Annotated in this window: 16 protein-coding genes and 1 tRNA gene; 6 read left to right on the top strand and 11 right to left on the bottom strand. The window is 69.7% G+C overall.

The window, feature by feature from the left end; all coding sequences use genetic code 11:
- Positions 1–70: 70 nt before the first annotated feature.
- A tRNA-Ser gene (locus ACBJ59_RS11950) sits at positions 71–160 on the bottom strand.
- A 182-nt stretch (positions 161–342) separates the two neighbouring features.
- Positions 343–906 carry a YceI family protein gene (locus tag ACBJ59_RS11955; protein ID WP_375110227.1) on the bottom strand — a complete coding sequence of 188 codons (564 nt, stop codon included), beginning with the start codon at positions 904–906 and terminating at the stop codon, positions 343–345.
- Between the two features lie 104 nt (positions 907–1,010).
- On the opposite strand from ACBJ59_RS11955, the gene ACBJ59_RS11960 reads away from it, so the two are divergent.
- A complete protein-coding gene (locus tag ACBJ59_RS11960) occupies positions 1,011–1,517 on the top strand; it encodes a MarR family winged helix-turn-helix transcriptional regulator (protein WP_375110926.1) in 507 nt (168 codons plus the stop codon).
- Here ACBJ59_RS11960 and ACBJ59_RS11965 read toward each other — a convergent pair.
- Complete coding sequence (locus tag ACBJ59_RS11965) at positions 1,483–1,983, bottom strand: SigE family RNA polymerase sigma factor (protein ID WP_364111228.1); 501 nt, start codon at positions 1,981–1,983, stop codon at positions 1,483–1,485. The genes ACBJ59_RS11960 and ACBJ59_RS11965 overlap by 35 nt on opposite strands.
- 221 nt (positions 1,984–2,204) lie before the next feature.
- Here ACBJ59_RS11965 and ACBJ59_RS11970 point away from each other — a divergent pair, with 221 nt between their 5' ends.
- Positions 2,205–3,152, top strand: coding sequence for a hypothetical protein (locus ACBJ59_RS11970; RefSeq protein ID WP_375110228.1), 948 nt, complete (start codon positions 2,205–2,207; stop codon positions 3,150–3,152).
- A gap of 4 nt (positions 3,153–3,156) precedes the next feature.
- Positions 3,157–3,948 (top strand): MauE/DoxX family redox-associated membrane protein, encoded by a 792-nt coding sequence (locus ACBJ59_RS11975; protein ID WP_375110229.1) that lies wholly within the window; start codon positions 3,157–3,159, stop codon positions 3,946–3,948.
- 103 nt (positions 3,949–4,051) lie between these two features.
- Here the strand turns inward: ACBJ59_RS11975 and ACBJ59_RS11980 are convergent, their stop codons facing one another.
- Complete coding sequence (locus ACBJ59_RS11980) at positions 4,052–5,233, bottom strand: ATP-binding protein (RefSeq protein WP_364111234.1); 1,182 nt, start codon at positions 5,231–5,233, stop codon at positions 4,052–4,054.
- A gap of 283 nt (positions 5,234–5,516) precedes the next feature.
- Here ACBJ59_RS11980 and ACBJ59_RS11985 point away from each other — a divergent pair, with 283 nt between their 5' ends.
- From ACBJ59_RS11985 to ACBJ59_RS11995, 3 genes are read left to right on the top strand one after another with little or no spacing between them, the layout of a single operon-like run.
- The gene (locus ACBJ59_RS11985) at positions 5,517–5,975 is read left to right on the top strand and encodes a MaoC family dehydratase (protein WP_364111236.1); all 459 of its coding nucleotides are present in this window, start codon (positions 5,517–5,519) and stop codon (positions 5,973–5,975) included.
- A 39-nt stretch (positions 5,976–6,014) separates the two neighbouring features.
- Positions 6,015–6,491: a SigE family RNA polymerase sigma factor gene (locus tag ACBJ59_RS11990; protein ID WP_375110230.1), complete on the top strand. Its 477-nt coding sequence runs from the start codon at positions 6,015–6,017 to the stop codon at positions 6,489–6,491.
- Positions 6,488–7,741, top strand: a complete 1,254-nt coding sequence (locus ACBJ59_RS11995; protein ID WP_375110231.1) for a hypothetical protein — start codon at positions 6,488–6,490, stop codon at positions 7,739–7,741. Before ACBJ59_RS11990 ends, ACBJ59_RS11995 begins: the two co-directional genes overlap by 4 nt.
- Here the strand turns inward: ACBJ59_RS11995 and ACBJ59_RS12000 are convergent.
- The 7 genes from ACBJ59_RS12000 to ACBJ59_RS12030 form a co-directional block, all read right to left on the bottom strand.
- Positions 7,731–8,006 (bottom strand): hypothetical protein, encoded by a 276-nt coding sequence (locus tag ACBJ59_RS12000; protein ID WP_375110232.1) that lies wholly within the window; start codon positions 8,004–8,006, stop codon positions 7,731–7,733. The genes ACBJ59_RS11995 and ACBJ59_RS12000 overlap by 11 nt on opposite strands.
- Before the next feature lie 41 nt (positions 8,007–8,047).
- A complete protein-coding gene (locus ACBJ59_RS12005) occupies positions 8,048–9,574 on the bottom strand; it encodes a radical SAM protein (protein WP_375110233.1) in 1,527 nt (508 codons plus the stop codon).
- The gene (locus ACBJ59_RS12010; RefSeq protein WP_375110234.1) at positions 9,571–10,302 is read right to left on the bottom strand and encodes a prolipoprotein diacylglyceryl transferase; all 732 of its coding nucleotides are present in this window, start codon (positions 10,300–10,302) and stop codon (positions 9,571–9,573) included. The genes ACBJ59_RS12005 and ACBJ59_RS12010 overlap by 4 nt, the downstream gene beginning before the upstream one ends.
- 1 nt (position 10,303) lies before the next feature.
- Positions 10,304–10,711, bottom strand: coding sequence for a hypothetical protein (locus ACBJ59_RS12015; protein WP_375110235.1), 408 nt, complete (start codon positions 10,709–10,711; stop codon positions 10,304–10,306).
- A 515-nt stretch (positions 10,712–11,226) separates the two neighbouring features.
- Positions 11,227–11,454: a hypothetical protein gene (locus ACBJ59_RS12020; protein WP_375110236.1), complete on the bottom strand. Its 228-nt coding sequence runs from the start codon at positions 11,452–11,454 to the stop codon at positions 11,227–11,229.
- A 200-nt stretch (positions 11,455–11,654) separates the two neighbouring features.
- Positions 11,655–12,320 (bottom strand): response regulator, encoded by a 666-nt coding sequence (locus ACBJ59_RS12025; protein WP_375110237.1) that lies wholly within the window; start codon positions 12,318–12,320, stop codon positions 11,655–11,657.
- A gap of 35 nt (positions 12,321–12,355) precedes the next feature.
- On the bottom strand, positions 12,356–13,597 hold the full coding sequence (locus tag ACBJ59_RS12030; RefSeq protein ID WP_375110238.1) for a sensor histidine kinase: 1,242 nt from the start codon (positions 13,595–13,597) through the stop codon (positions 12,356–12,358).
- Positions 13,598–13,741 lie beyond the last annotated feature (144 nt).

The raw sequence follows: 13,741 nt of genomic DNA on the forward strand, positions 1-13,741 counted from the left end.
ATGGTCCGGCAGCGGGTAAACCAAGATCAGAGAGCCCTGCCCCGTGATCACGGGGCAGGGCTCCTACCTGCGGAGGATCGGGGATTTGAACCCCGGATGGGCGGTAAACCCAAACCGCATTAGCAGTGCGGCGCCATAGACCTGACTAGGCGAATCCTCCTGGAAGCCACCGCGGCTCAGCACAGCGTACCGGCCTTCTGGCGAGGCGGCAAAGCGATTGCCCCGCCAGCCTTCACCAAGAGTTATCAACAGCCTGTGGGTAACTGCCTGTGGATGAAGCCCGCCCAGAGTTGGGGCGGGCTTCAGGGCTGTGGATAACCCGGGCGTGAAGCGGTGGACGGGTCAGGCGGCCGGGTTGGCCTCGCCCTCGATCTCGATCTTGATCTTCTTGCCCACGAGCACGCCGCCGGCCTCCAGCGCCTGGTTCCAGGTCAGGCCGAACTCCTCACGGTCGAACTCCGTGCTGATCGAGAAGCCCCAGACGGCCTGGCCCCAGGGGTTCGTGCCGGCGCCGCCGTACTCGACCGTGAGCTCGACCTGCTTGGTGACGTCGCGGATGGTCAGGTCGCCCACGACGGTGAACTCGTCGCCGGAGTGGCCCACCACGCGGGTGCTCTTGAAGGTGATCTGCGGGAACTTCTCCGTCGACAGGAAGTCGTCGCTGCGCAGGTGGCCGTCGCGGTCCGGCATGCCGGTGCTGATGCTGTCGGTCTGGATGGTGAGCTCGGCGGTGGACTCGAGCGGGTTCTCCGCGATCGTGACGGAGCCGTTGAAGCTGTCGAAGTGGCCGCGGACCTTGCTGACCATCATGTGCTTGACGACGAAGCCGATGCGGGTGTGCGCTACGTCCAGGTTGTACGTGCCGGCGGCCGGGATGGTCAGGGACTCCCAGGTACGGGTGCTCATCGGGGTTCTCCTCAGAAAGCTTGCGGTGCGGATGTCTGCGGCAACAAATTTCTACACGAGGAATATTCCGCACGTCAACTATCGTCCGCTAGGGTGTGAGCGTGATGAACTTTGACGACTCCCGCCTGACGGCCGTCGGGCTGCTGAGCGAGGTGCACGCCGGATTGATGGGCCGGTTCGCGCCGGTGCTGACGGCGGCGGGGTTGTCCGAGATCGACTTCGAGACCGTCATCCGATTGGCACGTTCCCCCGGGCAGCGGTTGCGCATGAGCGACCTGGCCGCGCAGACCGGGCTGTCCACGAGCGGGATGACCAGGGTCGTCGATCGGCTCGAACGTGAGGGGCTGGTGAAGAGGGAGGCGTGTGCGAGCGACCGGCGGGCGTCGTACGCGGCACTCACCGACCCCGGGCGCGAGCGGCTGGAGTCCGTGCTGCCGCAGCACCTGCGGGACATCGACGAGTGCCTCACCGGCCTGCTGGAGGCGGCCGAGCTGGAGGCGTTCCTGAAGACCCTGCGCAAGATCAGAGACGTCGTACGCCCCTGCGCCACGGCCGGGGCCACCGAGGCCGGCGCGGTCAGCGAGTCGTCGGAAGCCCCAGTGCGGTCCTGAGCTTGGCCATCCCGCGCGAGACCGTGCTCTTGACCGTCCCCACGCTGATCCCCAGCGTCTTGGCGATCTCCGGCTCGGTCATGTCCTCGTAATAGCGCAGGACGATCGCGGCCCGCATGCGTTCGGGCAGTTCCCGCAGGGCCTGTTCGAGCGCCTCGTGGACCTCCGAGACCGCCACCGCTTCGTGGGCGACCGGCTCCGGCAACTCGTCCGACGGGTACTCCTCCAGCTTGCGCCGCCGCCACTGCGAGATGTTGATGTTGACCATGGCGCGGCGGACGTACCCGTCCAGCGCGCCCCGGTCCTCGATCCGGTCCCAGGCCAGGTACGTCTTGGTCAGCGCGTTCTGCAGCAGGTCCTCCGCGTCCAGCGGATGCCCGGTGAGCTGGTGGGCCGCGCGCAGCAGGGCGGGGCCGCGCGCCATGACGTACTCGCGGAACTCGTCTTCCCAACTGGTGGTCTGCATCGTGGCCAGAATCGCAGCCTGATGCCCGTTTAGGCCGGAACCACAATTCAGGTTTCGGCCCGCCGTGGATAAAGGTCCGTCAAGGTCGGTGGCGGTTTGTACGCCGCCGGAGATGAACTCCCTCCCCGGGGATGCGTATTTTGCTCCCATCTGGGCCACTACGGTGTGAGCCGCTCCCAAGTCGTGTGAATCTAGTACCCGATAAGGGCGAGGGAGGGCGGATGGGGTATCCGAGCGTTGAGCGCCGCCGGGTGCTCGCCGCGGCCGCGCTCGGCCGCGAGGGCGGCGTTCCCGGCCCCGACCCCGCCAACGGCGACCCCTTACGCGCGGTCGTCGGTGAGGTTCTGGACGTCAGCCCGCACCTGATCATCATCGAGACCCCCGACGGCGTCGAGGAGCGCCTCGTGATCGCGCCCTGGGCCACCGCCTGGCACGGCGCCGAGGCCGCCCCCGCCGACCTGCCCGTGGGCTCCATGGTGCTGATGCGCGCCCTGCGCGAGGGCCGCGTGGTCGAACGGATCTGGGCCGACACCACCCGCATCACCGGGACGATCCTCTCCGTAGCAGGCCGCAAGGACCTGACGGTCGAGCTCGACTGCGGCCCCCACCGCGGCCACCGTACGGTCGTCATCCCCTACCGGGCCTCGGGACGGCTCCAGGTACGCCATCCCAAGTTCGAACCCGGCTACCTCTTCGACGCCATCGGCCTCAGGCAGGACGGCGCGAGCCTGGCCCTGCTGCCCGCCACCTCCCAGCCCCCTTACCCGGCGCGCTCCGTGCCGCCACCGCCCCCGGTGTACGCGGGCATGCAGTCGCGCATCTCCGGCACGGCCACCTGGTCGGACATGTTCGACGAGGAAGAGCGGGGCGCGGCCTACCCCATGCTGGAACGCTCTGACACCGGCTGCCCCCGGACGGGCGTGTCGTGCGCGGGCCTGCCGTACCTCGCGGTCGGGTCGTTGCTCCAGGTCAGGAACGTGTGCACGAACCGCTCCGCCAACGTCCCGGTGGTGGCGTGCGGCTGCATGGCCGGGCGCTTCTGCGACCGCTGCGTCGAGTGCGACACCTCGCCGCGCGGGCGGATCGCGGAGCTGTCGCCGCCCTCGTACGTCGAGCTCGGCGGTGACCTCGTCAAAGGCTGCTTCAACGCGCAGATCGGATTGGGGTAGGCCCGTGCTGGAATCGCAGCTCCCGCTCCTGGTCATGATGCTCCTCCTCGGCACGGCGGCGAAGGTGCTCGCCGTCGGCTCGGGGCGCGAGCCGGGGTCGCTGTCCAGGCTGGGGCCCGCGGTGCTGGTGCCCGGGCGCATGCAGGTCCCCGCGCTGCTGGTCTGCGCGGCCGGCGAGCTGGTGCTGGCCTCGGGACTGCTGCTCACGACGCATCCGCTCTTCCGGTGGGGCACGGTCGCGTTCTTCGCGCTGTCCACGTACGTGCTGCTGGAGCTGCGCAGGCGGCGGCCCGACGCGGGGTGCGGCTGCTTCGGCGAGGTGAGCTCGGCGCCGGTCGGGTTGCGCTCGATCGGCCGGACGGTGGCGCTGACCGGGATGGCCGGGATGGCGGTGTGGACGCCGGTGGCGGGCTGGGTGGCCGCGACCCGGCCGTCGTGGTTCACGGCCGCCGGGGTGGTCGTGCTCGCGATGTTGTCGCCGGAGATCGAGGAGCTGATCGACCGCGTACGCTACCGCGCCCCCTGCGAGCAGCGCCGCGGCCCCGCCGAGTCCGTCACCCTCGCCCGGCTCAGGTCGAGCGGCATCTGGCGGGCGCACCGGGGCGAGCTCGTCTCGGCCGAGCCGTACGACACCTGGCGCGAGCTGTGCTGGCGTTTCTTCGCCTTCCGCAACCACGACGATGACGACGTGGTCTTCGCCGTCTATCTGAGCGGCCGGCGCCCGGCGGTGCGGGTGGCCGTGGTCAGCGCGGCGGACAGCGGCTCTCTGCCGGAATATACGCCAGTATCGGCCTGACGCTAGAGAGCCCTAGATTTCCCTCGACAGGCATGACGATATAGCTCTATTGGGCTGTCTAGCTTCCCCACTAGACAGCCCAATAGAGGTCTAGGGGCGCCGCTCAGATCGGTTGAGCGCGCAGGAACTTCCCGAAGTGCGGCACCGTGAACGCGATCAGGCCGCGCTCGGCGCTGTAGATGAGCCCTTTCTTGATGAGGCTGTCGCGGGCGGGCGAGAGGCTGGACGGCTTTCGCCCGAGGGCGTCGGCCACCTCGGCGGTCGCGACCGGCTCGTCGCCGATCTGCGCCATGGCGTGCATGTAGTCGCGCTCGGCCGGGGTGGCCCGCTCGTAGCGGCTGCCGAAGAACCCGACCGCGAGCTCCTCCTCGGCCTCCGGGGCGGAGACCTTGACGTCTTCGATGGTGATCGGGCTGCGCGGGGCCAGGTCCCAGGCGACCTTGCCGTACGCCTGCACGAAGTAGGGGTAGCCGTCGGCCGCCTCGTAGAGGGCGTCGAGCGCCTCCTGGGTGAACTCCACCTCTTCCTCGCGCGCCGGCAGGATCAGCGCCAGGTCGGCCGCCTCCCGGTCGAGCTTGTCGATGCGCGCGTAGCGGAAGAGCCGCTCGGAATAGCTCTTGCTGGCCGACAGCACGCTCGGCAGGTGCGGCAGCCCGGCACCCACCACGATCAGCGGCCCGCCCGACTGCGACAGCTCGTGGCAGGCGGCGCAGAGCGCGGAGACGTCGGCGGCCTGCACGTCCTGCATCTCGTCGATGAACAGGGCGATGCCCACCGCCAGGTCGGTGGCCACGCTCGCCGCGTCGACGAACAGCTCGGTGAGGTCGATCTCGAGGTCGCCCGAGTCGGCGCGCCCGCGACTGGCCGGCACCTCGATCCCGGGCGACCAGTGCGAGGTGCCCTTGGCCGCGGCCGGATCGCGCATCGCGAACGCCTTGAGCACCCCGAGGAACTCCTCGATGCGCTCGGGCGCGCGGTGCCGCGGGGCCAGCTCGCGGATCGCCATGTGCAGGGCCGCCGCCACGGGCCGCCTGATCGACTGGTCGGGCCGGGCCTCGATCTTGCCCGTGCCCCACAGCCGCTGCATGGCCATGGACTTGAACGTGTTGAGCAGAACGGTCTTGCCGACGCCCCGCAGGCCGGTCACGACCATGCTGCGCTCGGGACGGCCGCGGGCGACCCGCTCCAGCACGACCTCGAACTGCTGCAGCTCGCGATCACGCCCGGCGAGCTCCGGCGGGCGCTGTCCGGCGCCGGGAGCGTAGGGGTTTCGCACAGGGTCCACGCTCTCGGACTTTATTGCCGGATATAGCGGCCGTCTTAGATTTGGGAAGAAAGTGCTACGGCGTGTCCGAGCAGGGGCGGGCGCGAGCACCGTCATCGGACACACCCCCTCTCACCAGGCCGAACCTCTGTTCGATTGCGGTACCTAGAACTGTAGCGCGGACTCGAACACCTATGCGATGGTTTCGAGTAAAGATCTTCGCAACAGAGGACGCGGGCCCGTTGGCACCCTGCGGGGCACCCCTAACTTGGCAGCCGTCCGGGCCGGGCAATAGCGTTCGCCCATGCGGACGTTCGAGAATGTTCAGGAGCTCAAGGCGGCCGTCGGCGAGAAGTTCGGGCCGACCGAGTGGCGCACGGTCACTCAGGACCAGGTCAACCTCTTCGCCGACGCCACCGATGACCATCAGTGGATCCACGTGGACGTGGAGCGGGCCAAGGACGGGCCCTTCGGCGGCACGATCGCCCACGGATACCTGACCCTGTCGTTGCTGCCGGCGTTCATGTTCTCCCTGGTCAAGGTGGAGAACATCGCGATGGGCGTCAACTACGGGCTCAACAAGGTCCGCTTCCCCAGGCCGGTCCCCGTCGGCGCGCGGATCAGGGCCCTGGGCGAGCTCACCGACGTCAAGGGCACCCCCGCCGGCTACCTGTCCAGCCTGAAGATGACGATCGAGATCGAGGGCGAGAAGCGGCCGGCCTGCATCGCCGAGACGCTCAGCCTGTACGTCCCCGCCGAATAGGCGTGCAACAGATACCCCCGTTACGCGATCCCTGGGTTCGTGGAGGATTTCGACGAGCTCGTCCGGACCCGGGGCGACGCGCTTCTCCGGTACGGCTACGTGCTGTCCGGCAATTCCGAGGACGCGGCCGACCTCGTACAGGAGGCTCTGGCCCGTCTGGGTGACGCCTGGCCCCGCGTGCGCAAGAAGCACGACCCCGAGGGGTACGTCCGCACGACCATGGTCAGGCTGCACATCAAGGCATGGCGCCGGCGCCGCCGGGAGGACCTGGTCGCCGCCGTACCCGAGCGCGGCGAGCACGACCGGTACGGCGACGCCGACCTCTGGGCCGAGCTCCAGGAGTTGCCCCGCAAGCAGCGGGCCGTGCTCGTGCTGCGCTACTACGAGGACCTGCCGGACCAGGAGATCGCCGACATCCTCGGCGTCTCCCGCGGAACGGTGCGCAGCCAGGCGGCCCGTGCCCTGGACAAGCTCCGGATCAAGCGACAGGCACCTGTGCTGCGGGAGGCGCGATGAGAAACGAAGACGACCTCGTACGCACCCTGCGGGCGGCCGCCGGTCAGGCCCGGCCCCTGGACCTGGCGGGCGGCGTGGCGCGGCAGCGGCGCGCCCGGCGTACCAGGCAGCGGGTGCGGGTCCTGCTGGCCGCCGCGGCGGTGGTGGCCGTCGTGGGTGGCACGGCGGCGGTGCTGTCGGGCGAGGAGCGGCGGGCCGAGCCCGCGGTGACCGTCACGCCGTCCGCTCCCGTGACGATCGAGTCGGCCGCCGAGCTGTGGCCGCGGGCGGTCGTCAAGATGCCGGCCAGGGACTCCAAAAGCCGGCGGATGTACCCGGTGATCGGGCTGGGCCCGACCGAGGTGCTGCTCGCGGCGAACAGCGCGTTCGAGCGGGCGGGGCGGCTGGAGGTGTACGACTCGGCGACCGGCAGGAGGCGCGTGCTCGGCGAGATCCCGTCCGGGGGCAAGCGCTACTATCCGCAGCTCTTCGCGGCGAACGCCGGGTACATCGCCTGGTACGGCGAGACCGTCCGCGACCCGGCCGGGCTGACGGACTTCTGGATCATGCCCAGGGCGGGCGGCGAGGCCGAGCGCGTGGCCGAGGTCAAGGCGGACGTCGACGCGATCGGGCTCACGGGCGACTCCCTGGTGTGGTCGCTGCGCAAGGGCGGCGTCCACCGCGTACCCCTGAGCGGCGGCACCCCCGAGCGGCTGGCCGGCACGGACGGGCTCCACCTCACGTCCTGGCCCTGGGCCGTCGCCCGCGCCGGTGACGAGCCGGGCGCGAACGTGACCCGGGTCGTCAACCTCGAGACCGGCCGCTCACAGGACGTCGCGATCCCGGAGGGCGCGTCGATGACGCAGTGCAACGCGCAGTGGTGCGCGGCGATCCAGCGCGGCCGCCTGGTCGTGCAGCGGCTGGACGGGTCCGGACGCCGGACGCTGCCGGCCATGTTCCGGCCCTTCGGTGCCCGCTGGCTGCTCGGTGACCGGTACGCCCTGTTCAACGTCTACTCCCAGGAACGTTCGCCCATTTCAGTCGTGTACGACCTGGCCACCGGGGCGACGGCCGGGATCCACGAGAAACCGGCCGGCGCGCGCGGCGGTTTCGTGGCGATGGGCGCGTCCTCGTCCGCGCCGCCCACCACGGTCTACTGGGACGCCGACCAGCAGTACTCCGAGCAGTGCGAGCGAGGCGCCTGCCGTGGCGTGGCGCGCGGGGGCGGCAAGGAGTACACCGTCCTGAACCTGGCGGCCATCACAGAATGATCGCCGCGAGCGCCGCCAGGCCGATGAGTCCGAGGTAGGCCAGCACGAGCCGGGTGTCCCTGAGCAGGCACTTGCTCCGGGTCAGCCCGGCTCGCCGCGCCTTCCAGTAACCCGCGAACCCGAGCGCCGCGAACCCCAGCACCGCCCACGGGCCGAGCAGCCAGGCCAGCAGCGCGACGGTCGCGTACACGCACAACCGGAGCGGATCGTACGGCTCGCGCGGCTCGCGCCTCCCCGCGCCACTGCTCGTCGATTCACCGCTCACGGAGTCACCGCTCACGGAGTCACCGCTCACCGATCCACCGCTCACCGGTTCACCGCCGCCACCGCCGAGAGTCGCTGGCGGGAGAGCTGCGGCCACGCCTGCACCGCGCAGAACGGCGCGCACTGGTCCTGCTCCGCCCGCGTGCCCACGTGCACGCAGCACTGCGTGAGCCGCTCCTCGATCATGGTCGAGATGTCCATGAACGGTTTGACCGTGATGCGCACCACTCGCTCCCCCAGCATCCTGCGCAGCTTCTTCCGCCGGCCGGGCAGGGCCGACGAGGCGAGGGTGAGGAGGGTGGAGACGCCGAGGTCGCAGTTCTCGCAGATGGTCCGCCACACGTCGCCGATCTGCGGATGCGACAGCGACGACTGCTCGGAGAGCAGGCCGAGCAGGGACTCCTGTACGGCCAGGCGCAGCTCGCGCGGGATCTCGGAGTCGGCGATGCGGTTGGAGACCAGGCCGAGGTTCTGCTTGAGCCGGTCGTGGCCGATCAGCTCGGTGAGGGAGCGCCACTGGCGGGCGTCGTCGCGGATGAGGTAGCCGACCGAGCAGCAGTGGGGGTGGGAGCAGGGCAGGGCGGTCAGGTCGCGCCAGGTCACCAGGCCGTCCGTCTGCGGGCCCAGGCGCTTGAGCACGCCGGTGTGGGTGAGGCGGTCCATCGGGTCGATGGTGCCCGACCTGCCCGAGCCGAACTGGGGTTGCAGGGACACGCCTCCGACGTACGGGGTGTCGAGGGCGAGGCGTACGACGTCGCCGATCTCGCCGTCGTTCACGCCCAGCGCGGCGGTCATGACGAGGGTGGTGAAGATCTCGCGCTCGGACAGGCGTCGCACCGCCTGCGCCTTGATCCGGGTCAGGTCGCCGCCCCGGTGGTGCCTGGACGCCTCGGCCGACGAGCCGTCGTACTGGAGGTAGACCTCCACCCGCTCCCGGTGCTCGGTGAGGAGGTCGAGCAGGGAGTCGTCCTTGGCGATCAGCACGCCGTTGGTGTTGAGCAGGATGCGGGTGACCGGGCGCGCGCTCAGCTCGGCGAGGAGGGTCTTGAGCTCGGGGTGGAGGGTGGGCTCGCCGCCGCTCAGCATGAGGACGTCGAGCTTGCCGTTCTCCCTCTGGAGGCGCTGGTCGACGTTCGCCAGGATGTCGGGGAGGGGGACGATGCCGGTCAGGTCGGGTGAGCTGTCGGCGAAGCAGGTGGGGCAGCGGAGGTTGCAGGCCTCGGCGATGTCCTCGAGGAGGATGCAGGTGTGCTGGGTCTGGAGTTCGGGGAGACCGCGGAGGTAGGCGGAGGGGATCGGGGCGAAGTTCCCTGAAATATCGGGTACGTGCTGCTTCGTGGGGGCGGTCCACTCCTCCAGGTATTTCAGGATTTCTGGGTCTTCGTCATACAACGTGCGGATAAGTCCGTGTTCGCGGCATCCGCGTTCCAGCCACACCCGTCCGTCGCGCTCGGCCAGATAGCCGCTCAGCCGCTCGACCTTGTCGAGGTCGCGGCCGTGGCAGCTCGGGCAGAACGCGTTGACGTACCTGAGGATGCGGTCACCCCGCAGACCCATCCCTGCACTCATGTCAGGACCTTCCGCTCGAAAAGGGCATCGTAGTAGCCGCGCCGCCAGCCGTACCCGAGCCTGACGGCCAGCAGCAGCAACCCCGGGATCAGGAACCACTGGGGCCTGGTCAGGTCGAGCCAGACCGTCTCGTTGGCCCTGGTGAACTCGACGAGGAAGCGGAAGGCGGCGTACGCGACAAGGTAGAGCGTGAACAGCTCGCCAGGCCGGGTGAGCCGCTTGCGGGCCCACAGGAGCGCGGCGAACGCGGCGAGCTGGAAGATGATCTCGTAGATGAACGACGGATGCATCGCCTGCCCGGTGAGACAGCCTGGGCATTCGGGGACCGTCGCCGGGGCGTGCACGCCCCACGGCAGGTCGGTGGGCCGGCCCGGCGCCTCCGTCAGATGGCACCCGATCCGGCCCACGGCCATGCCCAGCGCCACCGCCGGGGCGAACAGGTCACCGGTGCGCTCCTTGTAGCCGATGATCCTCTTCGCCACCAGGACTCCGACGTACGCGCCGGTCAGGCCGCCGAGGATGCTGCGGGAGCCGTACAGCCAGAGGTTCTCGATCTCCAGCGTCTCCAGCCAGCCCGCCAGCCGCATCCCGATCGCGCCGCCGACCAGGGCTCCGGCCACCGCGATCAGCGACTGCTCGTTGAGCGCCCCGCGGCTTCTGGCCTCGCGTACGAAGACGATGGAGGCCACGAATACGCCGAGGCCGACGAATATCTCGTGGTAGGGCATGTCAGGCGTACAGGCCCGGGTTGATGCCGGTGCAGAACCCGGCGGACAGGATCGACCAGAGCGCCCATCCGATCATGAGACCCAGCCCGAGACCTCTGGCCCACGGCTTGCGGACGAAGCACAGCCCGATCCCCGCGCCGAGCCCGGACAGGGCCAGCAGGACCGTGCCGACGATCATGAAGGCGGTGCCGTCCTCGCCCATGGCGGCGAAGAAGATGAAGAAGCCGACCACGACGTTGAGGGTGCTGTAGATGGCCAGCCCGGCGAACAGCATCCCGATCAACAGGCCCGTGGAGTTGGCGGCGGTGGTGGGCGGGAGCGGCGGCGGCGCGTACCCCGCCTGTCCGTACGGCCTGAAGGGCGGCTGTCCTGGGGGCGCCTGCCCAGGCGGGACCTGCCCTGCCGACACCTGCCCTGGCGGGAACTGTCCTGACGAGACCTGCCCCCGAGGCGCGTGCCCGGGGTCCGGCGGCGCGAAGGACGGACGTCCAGGGCCGGGCGGCGAAACGTGCGCCGGCTGCCCGGGACGGTCACCCCGCTCCCCCGACCCACCCCCTCCCCTCGGGGACGGCGACGACAAAGGCCCCGGCACCCCGGATGGCGGCGGCATGAGCACCGGCTCCCCCGTGGGAGGCGGCGCCATGGGACCCGACCCCCCAGCGGGAGGCGGCATGGCCACGGAGCCCCCGGTCGGAGGCGGTGGCTTGGGCACCGACTCCCCACCCGGAGGCGGCAGGAACTCCGGCTCCCCGGCCGGCACCGCCCCTTGCCCCGACTCGTCAGGCTCTTCGGACGGCGACGACGACGAGGGCGGCGTCGGTGGTGGTGTGGTCATCGGCTTGGTCTACCCCCTGGTCATGATCAGACTAGGCGCCGCAATTGCCATCCGATCAACGCCTTCATCACAAAGTCGTACGAGTAGACCTACGTATACATCCCGGGATTGAGCCCGGTGCAATAGCCCGCCGACACGATCGACGCGAGCCCCCACCCGATCATCGTCCCCAGCCCCAGCCCCACCGACCACGACTTCCGCAGCCGAACGAGCACCAGCCCGCCTCCGACACCCAACAACGCCAGAACCCCGGCCCCCACCCCGATCGCCACGCTGGACTCCAAACTCAGAACGACAAGCCCGACGACCACGTTCACGACCAGGTACGCGAAGACCCCCGCAACCGCCAACGCGACGACCACTCCCGGCCGCCGAGGCGGCTCAGAAGACCCCGGCGAGGGCGGCAACGGAGGCGAAGGCGGCGAACTGCTCACGCCACGAACCTTACGCCCCCAAGCCCCTCCATCCCCAGTACCCCTGCACCCCCAAGAGCCCTCGAAGGCCCCAGTCCGCATCCCTAATCCGAGTAGTAATCCGAATAGTAAATCGCTGCCTGCACCCGGCTCCGCAGCCCCAATTTGTTCAGCACCCGGCTGACATGCGTCTTGGTCGTCGCCTCGGCCATATCCAGCTCCCTGGCAATTTCAGCATTGGACAACCCACGGCCGATACACGCCAGAACCTCCCGCTCCCGAGGCGTCAACCCCGCCGATCCCCCAGCCGATCCCCCCGCCGATTCTCCCACCGCGTCCCGACGCACCGGCGACGCCTGCTCCGCGAATGCCGAGATCAACCTCCGCGTGACCCCTGGCGAGATGAGCCCATCCCCCCGAGCCACCACCCGAACCGCCTCGACCAATGACTCGGCGTCGGTGTTCTTCAACAAAAAGCCCGCAGCCCCCGCCCGCAACGCCCCGAACACATATTCATCGACGTCGAACGTGGTGAGTATCAGCACGTCACAAACTCCGGCCAATTCCCGAGTGGCGGAAATCCCGTCGAGCCGAGGCATTCGTACGTCCATCAACACCACATCAGGCCGCAGTTTCCGAGCCATCGCCACGGCCTCCTCCCCATCACCGGCCTCGCCCACGACCTCGATGTCGTCCGCCCCGTCCAGAATCAGCACGATCCCGACCCTGACCGCCGCATGATCGTCGGCTACCAGCACCCTGATGGCCACCGGTCATCACCTCCAGCCCAGCCCACGACAACAACTCAGGCCCCGGATCCACGCCCGGAGCCGCCCGATCCGCCCCCGGCGCCCGAACCAGCCCCTGCCCGCGTCAGTGCCACGTCGACAGCCGTGGGAAGAACCGCCAGCACCCGCCAGGAACCCGTGTCACCACCAGTCGCGGCGCCCTCCCCTCTCCAAACCTCTCCGGCGTCGAAGATCCCACCCACCAACGAGGCCCGCTCCCGCATCCCGATCAGCCCCGCCCCGGCGCCCGGCAACTCCGTACGCCCTCGTCCGCCAAGGGCGTTCTCCACGTTCACCAGAACCCGGTCGTCCTCATAACCGACCACCACCGAGACCGGCGACTCCCCGTGCTTGAGCGCGTTGGTGAGCGCCTCCTGCACGATCCGGTACCCGGCGAGATCCACGGCCGCGGGCAGCTCCCTCGCTTCCCCCTCCACCCGCATGTCCGCGACCATCCCCGCCCGTCTCACCCTCTCGACCAAGGTCTCGGCATCCGCGAGCCGGGGGCGGGTGGCCTCGTTCTCGCCGTCATCCCCCTCCTGCCGCAACAGCCCGATCATGGCCCGCATCTCGGCCATCCCCTTGACGCTGTTCTCCCGCACGGACTCCATGATCTTCCGAACGGCGTCCCGATCAAGGTCCTTGCGCGAGAGCGCGGCCGTGGACTGTATGGCGATGGCGCTGAAGTGGTTGGCGATCATGTCATGCAGCTCGCGGGCCATCCGCGTACGCTCGGCGGATATCGCAGCCTGCCTGTCGAGCTCGGCGAGATGGGCGACCTGCTCGGCGCGCAGCCGCTCGGCCGCGGCCCGGTCCCGCTGCTCGCGTACGACAGCGGCGGTGATGACAGGCGTGATGAGCACCAGCCCGGCCTGCACCCCCATGACGGCCAGCATGCGCCAGTCCGCCGCGAGAAACCCGGCCACGGCCCCGCCCGCGACGGCCAGCACGGCGGTGACGCCGAGCAACACCCGTGCGAATCGCGCCGGCCCATAAAGCGCCGCAGCGTACAGATTGTCGGTGAAAACCAGCACCGTCCCCAACGACGGCCCCACGAACCCGTCCATCACGATCCCGACCACGCCGAGCCCCAAGGAGGCCAGCGGAGCCCGCCGCCGCACCAGAACCCCCGCACAGGTGAGAGCCAGCGGCACGCCCAGCACCCACACGGGCACGCCGCGATCGATATAGGACCCGCCCGCGATCAGCATCACCCCCATCGCGAAGGCAAGCCCAGCCCACAACTCCACCCGCTTCATGCACCCATCCCACCACCTCCCGCCTCCCGCCCCCTCCTCCAGAAGTCCGCCTGTGGATACACCCTTCGATGTATCCACAGGCTTCCCTCACCACAGCTCACCCCCACCCCACCAACCACACCCCCGCACCATCGCCCAGCCCCC

It is taken from the genome of Nonomuraea sp. MTCD27 (assembly GCF_041950495.1).
In the GTDB taxonomy this organism is placed as follows: Bacteria; Actinomycetota; Actinomycetes; order Streptosporangiales; family Streptosporangiaceae; genus Nonomuraea.

Bases quoted from the DNA above. Each gene is read 5' to 3' on its own strand.
- ACBJ59_RS11965 (WP_364111228.1), bottom strand. From the start codon at position 1,983: ATGCAGACCACCAGTTGGGAAGACGAGTTCCGCGAGTACGTCATGGCG.
- ACBJ59_RS11970 (WP_375110228.1), top strand. From the start codon at position 2,205: ATGGGGTATCCGAGCGTTGAGCGCCGCCGGGTGCTCGCCGCGGCCGCG.
- ACBJ59_RS12030 (WP_375110238.1), bottom strand. From the start codon at position 13,597: ATGAAGCGGGTGGAGTTGTGGGCTGGGCTTGCCTTCGCGATGGGGGTG.
- ACBJ59_RS11960 (WP_375110926.1), top strand. From the start codon at position 1,011: ATGAACTTTGACGACTCCCGCCTGACGGCCGTCGGGCTGCTGAGCGAG.
- ACBJ59_RS12005 (WP_375110233.1), bottom strand. From the start codon at position 9,574: ATGAGTGCAGGGATGGGTCTGCGGGGTGACCGCATCCTCAGGTACGTC.
- ACBJ59_RS12010 (WP_375110234.1), bottom strand. From the start codon at position 10,302: ATGCCCTACCACGAGATATTCGTCGGCCTCGGCGTATTCGTGGCCTCC.
- ACBJ59_RS11985 (WP_364111236.1), top strand. From the start codon at position 5,517: ATGCGGACGTTCGAGAATGTTCAGGAGCTCAAGGCGGCCGTCGGCGAG.
- ACBJ59_RS11955 (WP_375110227.1), bottom strand. From the start codon at position 906: ATGAGCACCCGTACCTGGGAGTCCCTGACCATCCCGGCCGCCGGCACG.
- ACBJ59_RS11995 (WP_375110231.1), top strand. From the start codon at position 6,488: ATGAGAAACGAAGACGACCTCGTACGCACCCTGCGGGCGGCCGCCGGT.